General features: G+C 60.4%; 12 protein-coding genes and 2 pseudogenes. 9 read left to right on the forward strand and 5 right to left on the reverse strand.

The annotated features are described in order from the left end of the window. Nucleotides 1–124 precede the first annotated feature (124 nt). Both gabT and VNV36_RS11555 read left to right on the forward strand, forming a co-directional pair. Nucleotides 125–1,402, forward strand: coding sequence for a 4-aminobutyrate--2-oxoglutarate transaminase (gabT, locus tag VNV36_RS11550; RefSeq protein ID WP_016772251.1), 1,278 nt, complete (start codon nt 125–127; stop codon nt 1,400–1,402). 135 nt (nt 1,403–1,537) lie between these two features. After that, complete coding sequence (locus tag VNV36_RS11555; RefSeq protein WP_325717870.1) at nt 1,538–2,749, forward strand: HDOD domain-containing protein; 1,212 nt, start codon at nt 1,538–1,540, stop codon at nt 2,747–2,749. 134 nt (nt 2,750–2,883) lie between these two features. On the opposite strand, the gene VNV36_RS11560 is transcribed toward VNV36_RS11555, so the two are convergent. Beyond that, nucleotides 2,884–3,873 carry a GGDEF domain-containing protein gene (locus VNV36_RS11560; RefSeq protein ID WP_325717871.1) on the reverse strand — a complete coding sequence of 330 codons (990 nt, stop codon included), beginning with the start codon at nt 3,871–3,873 and terminating at the stop codon, nt 2,884–2,886. Nucleotides 3,874–4,083: 210 nt separating this feature from the next. Then, nucleotides 4,084–5,268: a delta-9 fatty acid desaturase DesA gene (gene desA / locus VNV36_RS11565; RefSeq protein ID WP_325717872.1), complete on the reverse strand. Its 1,185-nt coding sequence runs from the start codon at nt 5,266–5,268 to the stop codon at nt 4,084–4,086. 147 nt (nt 5,269–5,415) lie between these two features. On the opposite strand from desA, the gene dibA reads away from it, so the two are divergent. The 6 genes from dibA (at nt 5,416) to VNV36_RS11595 (ending at nt 11,792) form a co-directional block, all read left to right on the forward strand. Next, complete coding sequence (dibA, locus tag VNV36_RS11570) at nt 5,416–7,335, forward strand: phosphodiesterase DibA (protein ID WP_325717873.1); 1,920 nt, start codon at nt 5,416–5,418, stop codon at nt 7,333–7,335. Between the two features lie 239 nt (nt 7,336–7,574). Then, nucleotides 7,575–7,757, forward strand: a complete 183-nt coding sequence (gene oscA / locus VNV36_RS11575) for a sulfur starvation response protein OscA (RefSeq protein WP_007917682.1) — start codon at nt 7,575–7,577, stop codon at nt 7,755–7,757. 150 nt (nt 7,758–7,907) lie between these two features. After that, a complete protein-coding gene (locus VNV36_RS11580) occupies nt 7,908–8,921 on the forward strand; it encodes a sulfate ABC transporter substrate-binding protein (protein WP_325717874.1) in 1,014 nt (337 codons plus the stop codon). Nucleotides 8,922–9,095: 174 nt separating this feature from the next. After that, nucleotides 9,096–9,914, forward strand: a complete 819-nt coding sequence (gene cysT / locus VNV36_RS11585) for a sulfate ABC transporter permease subunit CysT (protein WP_007952818.1) — start codon at nt 9,096–9,098, stop codon at nt 9,912–9,914. A 12-nt stretch (nt 9,915–9,926) separates the two neighbouring features. Further along, entirely contained in the window at nt 9,927–10,799 is an 873-nt protein-coding gene (gene cysW, locus VNV36_RS11590) for a sulfate ABC transporter permease subunit CysW (RefSeq protein WP_008055400.1), read from the forward strand. A gap of 3 nt (nt 10,800–10,802) precedes the next feature. After that, nucleotides 10,803–11,792 (forward strand): sulfate/molybdate ABC transporter ATP-binding protein, encoded by a 990-nt coding sequence (locus tag VNV36_RS11595; protein WP_325717875.1) that lies wholly within the window; start codon nt 10,803–10,805, stop codon nt 11,790–11,792. 88 nt (nt 11,793–11,880) lie between these two features. Here VNV36_RS11595 and VNV36_RS11600 read toward each other — a convergent pair whose 3' ends face one another. Next, entirely contained in the window at nt 11,881–12,408 is a 528-nt protein-coding gene (locus VNV36_RS11600) for an Mpo1 family 2-hydroxy fatty acid dioxygenase (protein ID WP_325717876.1), read from the reverse strand. Between the two features lie 84 nt (nt 12,409–12,492). On the opposite strand from VNV36_RS11600, the pseudogene VNV36_RS11605 reads away from it, so the two are divergent. Then, nucleotides 12,493–13,163 (forward strand): annotated as a pseudogene (locus VNV36_RS11605) (Crp/Fnr family transcriptional regulator). Nucleotides 13,164–13,179: 16 nt separating this feature from the next. Here the strand turns inward: VNV36_RS11605 and VNV36_RS11610 are convergent. Beyond that, nucleotides 13,180–13,278: pseudogene (locus VNV36_RS11610) on the reverse strand (metal ABC transporter ATP-binding protein); the annotation flags it as partial. Between the two features lie 9 nt (nt 13,279–13,287). Continuing rightward, nucleotides 13,288–13,698 (reverse strand): hydroxyisourate hydrolase, encoded by a 411-nt coding sequence (gene uraH, locus VNV36_RS11615; protein ID WP_325717877.1) that lies wholly within the window; start codon nt 13,696–13,698, stop codon nt 13,288–13,290. Nucleotides 13,699–13,703: the final 5 nt, after the last annotated feature.

The raw sequence follows: 13,703 nt of genomic DNA on the forward strand, positions 1-13,703 counted from the left end.
TCAACCCGTAATTTCTCTGCGGCCGGGAACGCCGTGGCAGTCGATCATCGCATGCTGTCACCGCCGATTCCTCCCGCTTCATCCTTGAACCACGCCGCCCGATGAGCGGCGAATGAGGACTGTAATGAGCAAGACTAACGCTGAACTGATGGCCCGCCGTACCAATGCCGTACCTCGTGGCGTCGGCCAGATTCATCCGATCTTCGCCGAGTCGGCCAAGAACGCCACCGTGACCGACGTTGAAGGTCGTGAGTTCATCGACTTCGCCGGCGGCATCGCCGTACTCAACACCGGCCACGTGCACCCGAAAATCATCGCCGCCGTGACCGAACAGCTGAACAAGCTGACCCACACCTGCTTCCAGGTGCTGGCCTACGAGCCGTACGTAGAACTGTGCGAAAAAATCAACGCCAAGGTGCCGGGTGATTTCGCCAAGAAAACCCTGCTGGTCACCACCGGTTCCGAAGCGGTGGAAAATGCCGTGAAGATTGCCCGTGCCGCCACTGGCCGCGCTGGCGTGATCGCGTTCACCGGTGCTTACCACGGTCGCACCATGATGACCCTGGGCCTGACCGGTAAAGTCGTACCGTACTCGGCCGGCATGGGCCTGATGCCAGGCGGCATTTTCCGCGCGCTGTACCCGAACGAACTGCACGGCGTGAGCATCGACGATTCGATCGCTTCGATCGAACGCATTTTCAAGAACGACGCCGAGCCGAAAGACATCGCGGCAATCATCATCGAGCCGGTGCAGGGCGAGGGTGGTTTCTACGTCGCGCCGAAGGAATTCATGAAGCGTCTGCGCGCGCTGTGCGACCAGCACGGCATCCTGCTGATCGCTGACGAAGTGCAGACTGGCGCTGGCCGTACCGGCACCTTCTTCGCCATGGAACAGATGGGCGTTGCCGCCGACCTGACCACCTTCGCCAAGTCCATCGCTGGCGGCTTCCCGCTGGCCGGTGTCTGCGGCAAGGCCGAATACATGGACGCCATTGCTCCGGGTGGCCTGGGCGGCACCTACGCCGGTAGCCCGATCGCTTGCGCCGCTGCGCTGGCGGTGATGGAAGTGTTCGAAGAAGAGCAACTGCTGGATCGCTGCAAGGCGGTCGGCGAGCGGCTGGTCACCGGCCTGAAAGCCATCCAGGCCAAATACCCGGTGATCGGTGAAGTGCGCGCCCTGGGTGCGATGATTGCGGTCGAGCTGTTCGAGAACGGCGACAGCCACAAGCCAAACCCGACCGCTGTGGCAGCTGTTGTGGCCAAGGCGCGTGACAAGGGCCTGATCCTGCTGTCCTGCGGCACCTACGGCAATGTGCTGCGCGTGCTGGTCCCGTTGACCTCGCCGGACGAGCAACTGGACAAAGGTCTGGCGATCATCGAAGAGTGCTTCTCCGAGCTCTGATCGGTCGGTGTGACCTGATCGACAAAAACCCGCTTCGGCGGGTTTTTTTACGCCCTTTGAAACACATCCGATGTGTTGGCGCTGTAACGAATGCCCAGCATTGGCTAAGGTTCAGGCATTGCAAGGAGAGCGCGCATGACTGCCGTTGATTTACCCGCCGTACCCAGGGTGTTGATTGCCGAGGCTGACCCCTGGTCCCGCGACCTGCTCAAACAAGTGCTGCTCAACGTGCGTTGCGATGCGCGGCTGGATTTATGTGCCGACGGCCAGCAGGCGCTGTCGTTGCTCGGCGAGGTGCCGTATGACCTGGCCATCGTCGATTGGGAGCTGCCCGGCATCGATGGCTTGCAAGTGCTGCGCAGCCTGCGCCAGCGCAAACGCAATCCGCCGCTGCCATTCATTCTGATGAGCAGCCGCAACGACAGCGCCAGTGTTCGCGAAGCGATTCCGCTGGCGCCGACGGCGTACCTGACCAAGCCGCTGAACATGGAAGGCCTGACCGAGCGCTTGCAGGGTTTGCTGCTCGATGCAGGCGAGACCGTGGTCTGCGAAGTGCCGACGCTGGCACCGGGCATGACCCTGTCGGTGTTTCTGGAACGTCGCCGCGAGCAGGCCGAGGGCGCGCCGCTGATGACCGATGTGCAAGTGGCGGTCAAGCGCAGCCTCAATCCCGAGGGGCTGGATCTGAAGCTGCTGGAGCAGGAAGTCCGCACGGATCCGCAGATCACCGCTGTGCTGATCGCGGCCGCCAACAGCGCCGCGCAGCACCATGGCGCCCCGGTGCAGACGCTGGCACAGGCGCTGCATCGACTCGGCACCGGGCAGAGCATGAACCTGATTCTCGGCTTGGCGCTCAAACGCAGCGCGCGGCTAAGCAACCCGTGCCTGGCGGACTACGCCGAGCGCTACTGGGGATTGTCACTGCACACGGCGGAATACGCCCGGACCCTGGCGCGGCTGCTTGATCTGGATCAGGAGCGCTGCTACTGCGCTGGCATGCTGCATCGACTCGGTGACCTGGCGCTGCTGCGCTGCTTGCAGGAATGGCAGCAGGCCGGCGGTGCACTGGACGAGTTGGAAGAGGTCGGCGAAGCGTTGGCGAAGTTTGGCGCGTCTTACGGCTCGGCATTAAGAACTCGCTGGCGTCTGCCGCTGGAACTGCGCGAGCTGATCGCTTCCGTCTACCAGTTGGGTGGCGGGGTCTATAGTCGCGAGGCGCTGGTGATGAACATGGCGGCGCAGATGGCGCGGCTGACCGAGCATGAAGGCGTCGAGGAACTGGCGAAGAGCCGCACGGCGCGGTTGCTCAAGATCGGCTTGCCGGAGTTGCTGCGGCTGCGTAAATGACAGATCACCACATGCCGGAGTGGGAGCGAGCCTGCTCGCGAAGGCGGTGTGTCATTCAGATTTGAATGACGTGACTGAACGCTTTCGCGAGCAGGCTCGCTCCCACAGGGATTGCGGCAGCCGCAAAGTCCGGGTCAGGCAGAGATAATCCGGTTCTTGCCCTGCCGTTTCGCCTCGTACATCGCCGCATCGGCCCGGGCGAACAGATTATCGAGGCTCTTGTCTTCGTCGGTGAGATTGGTCAGCCCCTGGCTCACGGTGATGCTGAATGCTTGTCCGTCATGATTGAAGCGCAGCCTTTGAATCTCCTGCTGCAATCGCTCCGCTACTTGAACGGCCATGTCCGGCGCACACCCCGGGAACACCGCTGCGAACTCTTCTCCGCCAATGCGCCCGAACAGGTCGCCGCGACGCAATGACCCGCGTCCGCACTCGGCGATCCGTTGCAGTACGTTGTCGCCTTCGGGGTGGCCGTAGCTGTCGTTGATCACCTTGAAGTCGTCGATGTCCAGCAGCAGGAATGCCAGTGGTGAGCCTTGGCGGCGAGCCTCGGCGAACTCACGGTGGGCACACTCGAAGAAGTGACGACGGTTGCTGCTCTGCGTCAGCACGTCGGTGGTAGCCAGACGTTGCAGCTCGGTTTCCATGTGCTTTTTGTCGGTGATGTCCTCGGCGATGCCGACGATGATCACCGGCTGCCCGGGCTCGTCCTGACGATTGATAAAGCATTTGTCGCTGAGCCAGCGCACCTGGCCATCGGCCGCCATGATGCGGTATTCGCGATCTTCTACTGCGCCCTTGTGCAGGACTTCGGCGAGACTCTGTTCGGCGTACTCAAGATCGTCGGGGTAGATGCTGTCGCGCCACTGGTTGTAGTCGGCCAGCAAAAGCGCTGCGGAGCGCCCGAAGATTCGTTCATAGGCCGGACTGACATACAACACCTGCCGGGTTTCCCAGTTGAAGGCCCAAAGCACGGCGTTGACGCTGACCAGTAGCGAACTGATCAACTGTTCGCGCTCGCTCAGGCGCGCGACTTCGCCCTGCGCGTGCATCAGCGCCATCAGCGTTTGTGCGGCCTCGGGCCATTGGGTGAAGGATGTGTCTTTCTGGTTGTTGTTGACCATCGGCACAGATCTCAAAGGGCGCGCCGCAAATTCGACAACGGCCACAGAACAGCCCGCCGGGATGGCGAAGTGTCTTTGAGATAGGGGATTTTCGGCGAAGTTCCCGGCCATTACCGAGTCCCGCCGGGCGGCGAGCTGTAGGAGCTGACGAGTGCAACGAGGCTGCGATCTCTTGATCTTCAGAATCAGAAGATCGCAGCCAGTGCCGGATTAAACCGCCGCAGGACGCAGCGAGTAGGTTTTCAGTTGATCAGCAAAATCACGCAACGACTGGATGCCACTGGCCTCGGCCTCGTGAATCCATTCCTTGATGGCGGCGAGCATGTCGTGCCCATTGGAGCTGGTCTTGACCCAGATCTGCTGCAGGGCCAGGCGTTTCTCGTAAATGACTTTCAGCGCCTGGCTGTGTTCGAGCATGGTCTGGATACGCAGGTGATGACGGTCTTCCAGCAGGCTGGTCTCCCGCGACAGCAGACGTTTGGCCCGGTGGAACTGGTGACGTACCGAATGATCGACCTTGGCCAGCTCTTGCTTGACCAGCGGGCCGATCACCAATTTGCGGTACTGGGCCATGATCTGAAAGCGGTTGTTGAGGATCGCCATGGCGGTGTCCATGTCCAGGCTGCCCTTGCCTTCGACGCGGTGGGCGATTGGCGCGACCCGCTGCACCTTGGCCAGACGCAGGAAGCAGAACACTTTGATCCACGCCCAGCCGAGATCGAATTCCCACTTCTTCACCGACAGCTTGGCCGAGTTGGGGTAGGTGTGATGGTTGTTGTGCAGTTCTTCACCGCCGATCAGGATGCCCCACGGCACCAGATTGGTCGCCGCGTCGCGGCATTCGAAGTTGCGGTAGCCGACGGCGTGGCCCAGACCGTTGATGACGCCAGCGGCCCACACCGGAATCCACATCATCTGGATCGCCCAGATGGTGATGCCGATGGTGCCGAACAGCAGCAGGTCGATCACGCCCATGAGCGCCACACCGAGCAGCGGATAGCGGCTATACAGGTTGCGTTCGATCCAGTCTTCCGGGCAGTTCTTGCCGTAGATACGCAGGGTTTCCGGGTTCTGCGCTTCGCTGCGGTACAGCTCGGCACCGGTGCGCAAAACGGTGGACAGACCCTTGATGACCGGGCTGTGCGGGTCATCTTCGGTTTCGCATTTGGCGTGGTGTTTGCGGTGGATGGCGGTCCACTCGCGAGTGTTCTGCGCCGTGGTCAGCCACAGCCAGAAACGGAAAAAGTGTTTCAGGCCCGCATTCAGCTCGAGCGAGCGATGGGCCGAATAACGGTGCAGATAAACCGTGACAGCAACAATCGTCACGTGAGTCATCAGCAGGGTGACCGCGACCAGTGACCAGGCCGACAAGCCAAGAAAACCTTCGTACCACATAGGCTATAGGGCCCTCGAAAAAGATAAAAACAGCCGTTGCATTATCACTGAGCCCACAGATAAAACCAGTCACCCTTTCAGATAAGAAGTCGCTGAATGTTTCTTGGCCTATAATCCCGACTTTTTTGTAGGGACATGGACGACCGAATGTCTGCGACATACCGCGATGCCTTGCGTGCAGCGCTGCTCTATCTGGTACTGGCCGCTGTGTGGCTGCTGGTTACTGATCACTTATCAAGCAGATTCTTCGATGACTCCAGTGATCTGGCCCGCTGGCAACTGATCAACGGTTATCTACTGATCGCTGTCAGCGCCGGGCTGATTTTTCTCGCCAGGGCGCGTCTGTGCCGGTTTCTCGGCATCGGTGCGCGTTTGCGCGAGCGCCACGTTGACCGTGAGCGCCTGCGCCAGGCGGCCGCTGTGTTCGACTGCACTCGCGAAGGCGTATTGGTTACCGATCATCGGGGCCAGATCGTCCACGTCAATCGCGCCTTCATCGAGATCACCGGTTATCGGCGCGAGGAGGTGCTCGGCCAGCAACCCAGCCTGTTCAAGTCCGGACATCATCCGCCGGGCTTTTACCAGGCGATGTTCGCTGCCCTTGAAGCCGAAGGTGAATGGAGCGGTGAGATCTGGAACCGGCGCAAGACCGGCGAGATTTATCCACAGTGGCAGACCATCCGGGTGATTCACGATGATTTCGATCGGCTCAGCCATTACGTAGCGGTGTTTTCCGATATCAGCGCGATCAAGAATTCCGAGTCTGAGTTGAAACACCTGGCGCACCACGATCCGTTGACCGATCTGCCCAATCGTCTGTTGTTCAGCGACCGCGCCGAACAGGCGCTGGCGTCGGCGCAGACGCACAAGCGTGGCTGCGCGCTGCTGCTGCTCGATCTGGACCATTTCAAGATGATCAATGACAGTCTCGGGCATAACGTCGGCGATCGGCTGTTGAAAGCGGTGGCGGTGCGCTTGCAGGCTTTGTCGGGCCCCGGCATTACCCTGGCGCGACTGGGCGGTGATGAATTCGCCATTCTGCTGGAAAGTTGTCCACAGCCAGCGCAGGCGGCGGCACTGGCGCAACGCATTCTGGATGCGTTCAAGCAGCCGATGGTGTTCGACGGTCATCAACTGTTCATCGACGCCAGCATCGGCATCAGCCTGTTTCCCAGTGACGCATTGAGCGCCGAACAGTTATTGCGCAATGCCGACAGCGCGCTGTTCAAGGCTAAAAGCAGCGGGCGCAATGGCTACGCGTTGTATACCGAAGAGCTCACCGCGCACGCCCAGCAACGGGTCGAGATCGCTTTTGAACTGCGCCGCGCGCTGGAACAGCAGGAGCTGCGCGTCCATTACCAACCGGTCCATGACCTGCAAACCAGCCGCCTGATCGCCGTCGAGGCTCTGGTGCGCTGGCAGCATCCGCAGCGCGGTCTGGTGTCGCCGGCGGAATTCATTCCGATTGCCGAGCGCACCGGCCTGATCGCCGACATCGATGCGTGGGTGATGCAACAGGCCTGTCGGCAGATGTGCCAATGGCAGCAAAGTGGCGTGATGCTTTCATTCGTTGCGGTGAATGTCTCGTCGCGCCTGTTTGCCCGGCGGGAGCTGTACCAGCAGGTGGCGCAGGTGCTGCATGACACCGGGCTGGATCCGGCGTATCTGGAGCTGGAAGTCACCGAAAGTGCGGTGATGGACGATCCGGAAGTGGCGCTCGAGCAGATGCATCGCTTGCGCGAGCTGGGTGTGCGCCTGGCCATTGATGATTTCGGCACCGGTTATTCTTCGCTGCTGCGACTCAAGCGCCTGCCAGTGCAGAAACTCAAGATCGATCAGGGCTTTGTTGCCGGATTGCCTTGGGACGAAGATGACGCGGCAATTGTCCGGGTGATCATCGCACTGGCGCGGAGCATGGGCATGCAGGTGCACGCCGAGGGGATCGAACAGGTCGAGCAGGCGGCGTTTTTGCTTGAGCAAGCGTGTGATCTGGGGCAGGGCTACTGGTTTGGCCGGCCAGTTCCTGCGCAGGATATCGATTGGGCGAGAGCACCTGTGATTGGGTAAAAAATCAAAAGATCGCAGCCTTCGGCAGCTCCTGCACCGATCCATGCAGGCGCTGCCGAAGGCTGCGATTTTTTGATTGGCCAACGCGCAAACCCTTGTTGCACCACATAGTGAATTTCCAGTTATATAAACATTCTTAAATAGTATTTTTAAGAATATCTGTGCCTCTCTTATATTGCTCCCACGCCGAACGCAGTGTCGCCCACTGCCAGGCAAATCCCCTTCAAAGGAGCAGCACCATGAGCGCATCCCTTCGCAGCGTTGACGGTCAGGACGAAAGCACCATCTTGCGTGAAATCCAGAGCGCTCTGCGCGATCTGCGGTTCGGCGCGGTGGAGATCACTGTGCACAACGCGCAAGTCGTACAGATCGAACGCAAAGAGAAATTCCGTTTGCAGCAACCCGGTAAACAACCGGGCTGAGCTGAAGATCAAAAGATCGCAGCCTTCGGCAGCTCCTACAGGGGGGCTTTGCGTAGGAGCTGCCGAAGGCTGCGATCTTTTAACCGCGGGCAAGCCGATTTTCGCAATACATAAAAAAAGCCACCACCAAGAATTCCAGGAGCTTTCACCATGTCGTCGATTCGCCGTTACGCTTTGGCCGCGCTGGCCAGTGCCGTGTTTGCCGGTTCCGCGGTTGCCAAGGATTATGAGCTGCTCAACGTGTCCTATGACCCGACGCGCGAGCTGTATCAGGAATACAACGCCGAATTCATCAAGTTCTGGCAGCAGGATCATGCCGGCGACACGGTGAAAATCCAGCAATCCCATGGCGGTTCGGGCAAGCAGGGCCGTGCGGTGATCGATGGTCTGCGCGCTGATGTGGTGACTCTGGCACTGGCCGGGGACATCGACGAAATCGCCAAACTCGGCAAGACCCTGCCGGCCGACTGGCAGAAACGTCTGCCGGAAGCGAGCACCCCGTACACCTCAACCATCGTGTTCCTGGTGCGCAAGGGCAACCCGAAAGGCATCAAGGACTGGAGCGATCTGGTCAAGAACGACGTCTCGGTGATTACGCCGAATCCGAAAACCTCGGGTGGTGCACGCTGGAACTTCCTCGCAGCCTGGGCTTACGGTCTGAAAGCCAGCGGCGGCAGTGAAGAAAAAGCCAAGGAATACGTGCAAACCCTGTTCAAGCACGTGCCAGTGCTGGACACCGGTGCACGCGGTTCGACCATCACGTTCGTCAACAACGGTCAGGGCGACGTGCTGCTGGCCTGGGAAAACGAGGCATTTCTGGCGCTGAAAGAAGACGGCGGCGCGGACAAGTTCGATATCGTCGTACCTTCACTGTCGATCCTCGCCGAACCGCCAGTGGCGGTGGTCGACAAGAATGCCGAGAAGAAGGGCAACGCGCAGATCGCCGAAGCCTATCTCAAGCACCTGTACAGCCCGGCCGGGCAGGAAATCGCTGCGAAAAACTTCTATCGTCCACGTGACAAGGACGTAGCGGCCAAGTACGCCCAGCAGTTCCCGAAACTGGAACTGGTGACCATCGACAAGGACTTCGGCGGCTGGAAAACCGCACAACCGAAGTTTTTCAACGACGGTGGCGTGTTCGACCAGATCTATCAGGCGCAGTAATCTGACTTCAGCCACAACATTGAGCCTGAAGCCAGGCGCGGAAAATGTGGGAGCGAGCCTGCTCGCGAAAGCGCAGTGTCAGACGACGTAAAGTTGCCTGATACTCCCTCTTCGCGAGCAAGCTCGCTCCCACATTGGTGCGTTCAGCGGAATGCTTTTTAACCAGGGACTTTTATGTCGCGTCGTATCTCCCCCGTCATACCCGGCTTCGGGCTGACGCTGGGTTACACCTTGGTGTACCTCAGCCTGATTGTGCTTATCCCGCTGGCGGCGATGTTTGTCCACGCCGCCCAGCTGACCTGGGATCAGTTCTGGACGATCATTTCCGCACCGCGGGTGCTGGCGGCGTTGAAGCTGAGCTTCGGTACCGCGCTGTGTGCGGCGATCATCAACGGCATCATCGGCACGTTGCTGGCCTGGGTGCTGGTGCGCTACACCTTCCCCGGACGCAAGGTCATCGACGCGATGATCGATCTGCCGTTCGCCCTGCCGACCGCCGTGGCCGGTATCGCCCTGACGGCGCTGTATACCCCGACCGGTCTGGTCGGGCAGTTCGCCGCCGACCTCGGTTTCAAGATCGCCTACACCCCGCTGGGCATCACCCTTGCACTGACCTTCGTGACCCTGCCGTTTGTGGTGCGCACGGTGCAGCCGGTGCTGGCCGATATTCCCCGTGAAGTCGAAGAAGCGGCGGCCTGCCTTGGTGCCAAGCCGTTGCAAGTGTTTCGTCATATTCTGCTGCCGGCGCTGTTGCCTGCCTGGCTGACCGGTTTCGCCCTGGCCTTTGCACGCGGTGTCGGCGAGTACGGGTCGGTGATTTTCATTGCCGGCAACATGCCAATGAAAACCGAGATCCTGCCGCTGTTGATCATGGTCAAACTCGACCAGTACGATTACACCGGCGCCACCTCCATCGGCGTGCTGATGCTGGTGGTTTCCTTCGTCCTGTTGCTGCTGATCAACTTGCTGCAGCGGCGCATCGAAACCCCATAAGGAGGCGCGAACATGTCCCAATCGTCTATTGCGGCCGCGTCCTCGGCCAACGCGGCGCGCCGTGGCAGCGCCACTTCCCGGCGTATCCTGATCGGCCTCGGCTGGCTGATTTTTGCGCTGTTTCTACTGCTGCCGCTGTTCATCGTCGTATCGCAAGGTTTGAAGAATGGCCTCGGCGCGTTTTTCACTGCGATCTTTGAACCCGATGCATTGTCGGCGCTGAAGCTCACGGTGATCGCCGTGCTGATCTCGGTGCCACTGAACCTGGTGTTCGGCGTCAGCGCCGCGTGGTGCGTGAGCAAATACTCGTTCCGTGGCAAGAGCATGCTGGTCACCCTGATCGACCTGCCATTCTCGGTGTCGCCGGTGATCGCCGGTCTGGTCTACGTGCTGATGTTCGGCGCCCAGGGCCTGTTCGGGCCGTGGTTGCAGGATCACGACATCCAGATCGTCTTCGCCCTGCCGGGCATCGTCCTGGCGACGATTTTCGTCACCGTGCCGTTCGTGGCCCGCGAGCTGATCCCGTTGATGCAGGAACAAGGCACCCAGGAAGAGGAGGCCGCGCGGCTGCTCGGCGCCAATGGCTGGCAGATGTTCTGGCACGTCACCGTGCCCAACATCAAATGGGGCCTGATCTATGGCGTGGTGCTGTGTACCGCGCGGGCCATGGGTGAGTTCGGTGCGGTGTCGGTGGTTTCCGGGCACATTCGCGGGGTGACCAACACCTTGCCGCTGCACGTCGAGATCCTCTACAACGAATACAACCACGTGGCCGCGTTCGCCGTGGCGAGCCTGTTGCTGATCCTGGCGCTCTTCATCCTGCTGCTCAAGCAGTGGAGCGAAAACCGTATCAACCGCCTGCGCGCCAGCGCCGCGGAGGAATAATTCATGTCGATCGAAGTGCGTAACGTCAGCAAGAATTTCAACGCGTTCAAGGCGCTGGACAATATCAGCCTGGACATCCACAGCGGCGAGCTGGTCGCATTGCTCGGTCCATCGGGCTGCGGCAAGACCACCTTGCTGCGCATTATTGCCGGACTGGAAACTCCGGATCAGGGCAACATCGTCTTCCACGGCGAGGACGTTTCCGGCCACGACGTGCGTGATCGCAACGTCGGCTTCGTGTTCCAGCACTACGCGCTGTTCCGCCATATGACGGTGTTCGACAACGTCGCGTTCGGCCTGCGCATGAAACCGAAAAACCAGCGCCCGAGTGAAAGCCAGATCGCCACCAAGGTTCACGAATTGCTGAACATGGTGCAGCTGGACTGGTTGTCGGATCGCTACCCGGAGCAGTTGTCCGGCGGTCAGCGTCAGCGCATCGCCTTGGCCCGCGCCTTGGCGGTGGAGCCGAAAGTGCTGCTGCTCGACGAGCCGTTCGGCGCCCTCGACGCCAAGGTGCGCAAGGAGCTGCGCCGCTGGCTGGCGCGGCTGCACGAAGATATCAACCTGACCTCGGTATTCGTCACCCACGATCAGGAAGAGGCGATGGAAGTCGCCGACCGCATCGTGGTGATGAACAAGGGTGTGATCGAGCAGATCGGCTCACCGGGCGACGTATACGAAAACCCGGCCAGCGATTTCGTTTATCACTTCCTTGGCGACTCGAATCGCTTGCTGCTGAGCGACGACAACCACGTACTGTTCCGCCCGCACGAAGTGTCGTTGTCCAGGCATGAGCTGGAGGATCACCATGCCGCTGAAGTGCGCGATATCCGCCCATTGGGCGCGACGACGCGGGTGACCCTGAAAGTAGAGGGGCAGACGGATCTGATCGAGGCCGAAGTGGTGAAAGATCACGACAGCCTGATCGGCCTGGCCAAGGGTGAAACCCTGTTCTTCAAACCGAAGATCTGGCAGAAAGTCGCCAGCCTCTAAAAGCAAAAGATCGCAGCCTTCGGCAGCTCCTACAGGGGAACGCATTCCAACTGTAGGAGCTGCCGTAGGCTGCGATCTTTCAAGCGGCCTAAGCCGCCGCTTTCCGATTCGGATTGACTCGCACCACCCCTGCCCGCGCTTCAATCTGCGCTTTCAACTCCTGGCGCATCCCCAGCAGAAACGCCAGCTCAGCCACAACAAATAACGGCCCGACGATCAGCCCGCTGATGTCATCGACGAACGCCGGTTTGCGCCCTTCATAGTGATGCCCGACAAACTGGATCACCCAGCCGATTACAAACATCGCCAGCCCACTGCTCAGCCAGACCAGGGTGCTCTGCTGCGCCAGTGCATGTCCGGTCCAGACCGACAGGCCCATCAGCACTGTCATCAACACGCCGAGCTTCAACTCCAGACGCAGGTAAAACCACGCCGAGGCCAGCGCGACGACAACGGCGGGAGATAGCCACAACCCGCCCAGCGACCATTCCGGCCGCGACAACAACACGGCCACGGCCACCACAATCAGCGGAATGCCGATAAAGTGGCTGGCGATGTTGCGTGGGTCGCGGTGGTAGGCGGCGTATTGACTGAGGTGGTCGACGAGGCTTTTCATTGTTGTTCCTCCAGTGGGGTTGATTGCATCATCCCTCGGGATCCGCGTTCGCTCTGTCGGGCAGGCGACACTCCAGGAGTGGTTATGCAAATTCGTGCACGGTTGCTCAGCGGCCAGTGGTTCAGTCATCTGCCGCTGTCCTTTCAGGATAGTCTGCTGGCGTTGGCCCGGGAGCGGCGGTTGACGGCGGGGCAGCGGTTGTTCCAGCGCGGCGATGCGCCGTGCGGTCTGTATGCAGTGCTCGGTGGCGCCGTGCGCATTGGCGCGGTGAGTGAGCAGGGCAAGGAAGCGCTGTTGAGCCTGGTGGAGGCACCGCACTCGAGATCTGTCTGTTCGATGGTCAGCCGCGCACCCATGATGCCTATGCGGTCGGGCCGTGTACCTTGCTGAATATTCCGCAATCGGCGTTGCTTGAATTGCTCGACGAACAGCCGCGGTACTGGCGGCATCTGGCACTGCTGATGAGCCACAAATTGCGCCTGGCCTTCATCAATCTCGAACAGTTGAGCCTGCTGCCGGCCCCGGCACGCTTGGCTCATCGCTTGTTGATGATCGCCGAAGGCTACGGCGAACTCGATGCGCCCCGCCGGGTGCTGCAACTGCCGCAGGAGCAATTGGCGGCGATGCTGTCGCTGTCGCGGCAGACTACCAATCAGATTCTCAAGGATTTGCAGGGGCAGGGGATTATTGGTCTGGCTTACGGCGAGATCGAAATCCTCGATAGCGCAAGATTGCGTGCCTTGGCCACGATCTGAAACGCGACTGCCATCCCTGTGGGAGCGAGCTTGCTCGCGAATGCGGTGAGTCATTCAACAGAAATGCCGGCTGACCTGACGCCTTCGCGAGCAAGCTCGCTCCCACAAGGATTATGGGCGTGGCTCAGGAACCACGATACGTCGAGAAACCGTACGGGCTGAGCAGCAGCGGGATGTGGTAGTGCTGGTCGGTCTGCTTGACCTCAAAGATCACCGGAATTTCCGGGAAGAACGTTTCGTGTTTGATCTTCTGGTAGTACTCGCCGGTCTTGAACACCACGCGGTATTCACCGGCTTCAAAAGGCTGTCTGGCCGGGAACAGTTCGGCGATCCGCCCTTGTTCGTTGGTGGTGCCTTGCGCCAGCGGTTGCCAGTGGTCGCCGATGTGTTTTTCCAGGGTGACGTTGACGCCCGGCGACGGCAGGCCGTTTTCCAGATTGAGCACGTGCACGCTCAGCGGATTGCCAGCGGCCAGCGTCAGGCCCGAAACGGCGCTCAGGCCAAGGGCGGCGAGGGTCATGCGCAGGGTGGTCATGGTGG

It is taken from the genome of Pseudomonas sp., assembly GCF_035554175.1.
In the GTDB taxonomy this organism is placed as follows: domain Bacteria; phylum Pseudomonadota; class Gammaproteobacteria; order Pseudomonadales; family Pseudomonadaceae; genus Aquipseudomonas.

Excerpts from the sequence above, each read along its gene's own strand:
- gabT (WP_016772251.1), top strand. The coding sequence starts at position 125 with ATGAGCAAGACTAACGCTGAACTGATGGCCCGCCGTACCAATGCCGTA.
- VNV36_RS11555 (WP_325717870.1), top strand. The coding sequence starts at position 1,538 with ATGACTGCCGTTGATTTACCCGCCGTACCCAGGGTGTTGATTGCCGAG.
- VNV36_RS11560 (WP_325717871.1), bottom strand. The coding sequence starts at position 3,873 with ATGGTCAACAACAACCAGAAAGACACATCCTTCACCCAATGGCCCGAG.
- desA (WP_325717872.1), bottom strand. The coding sequence starts at position 5,268 with ATGTGGTACGAAGGTTTTCTTGGCTTGTCGGCCTGGTCACTGGTCGCG.
- dibA (WP_325717873.1), top strand. The coding sequence starts at position 5,416 with ATGTCTGCGACATACCGCGATGCCTTGCGTGCAGCGCTGCTCTATCTG.
- oscA (WP_007917682.1), top strand. The coding sequence starts at position 7,575 with ATGAGCGCATCCCTTCGCAGCGTTGACGGTCAGGACGAAAGCACCATC.
- VNV36_RS11580 (WP_325717874.1), top strand. The coding sequence starts at position 7,908 with ATGTCGTCGATTCGCCGTTACGCTTTGGCCGCGCTGGCCAGTGCCGTG.
- cysT (WP_007952818.1), top strand. The coding sequence starts at position 9,096 with ATGTCGCGTCGTATCTCCCCCGTCATACCCGGCTTCGGGCTGACGCTG.
- cysW (WP_008055400.1), top strand. The coding sequence starts at position 9,927 with ATGTCCCAATCGTCTATTGCGGCCGCGTCCTCGGCCAACGCGGCGCGC.
- VNV36_RS11595 (WP_325717875.1), top strand. The coding sequence starts at position 10,803 with ATGTCGATCGAAGTGCGTAACGTCAGCAAGAATTTCAACGCGTTCAAG.
- VNV36_RS11600 (WP_325717876.1), bottom strand. The coding sequence starts at position 12,408 with ATGAAAAGCCTCGTCGACCACCTCAGTCAATACGCCGCCTACCACCGC.
- uraH (WP_325717877.1), bottom strand. The coding sequence starts at position 13,698 with ATGACCACCCTGCGCATGACCCTCGCCGCCCTTGGCCTGAGCGCCGTT.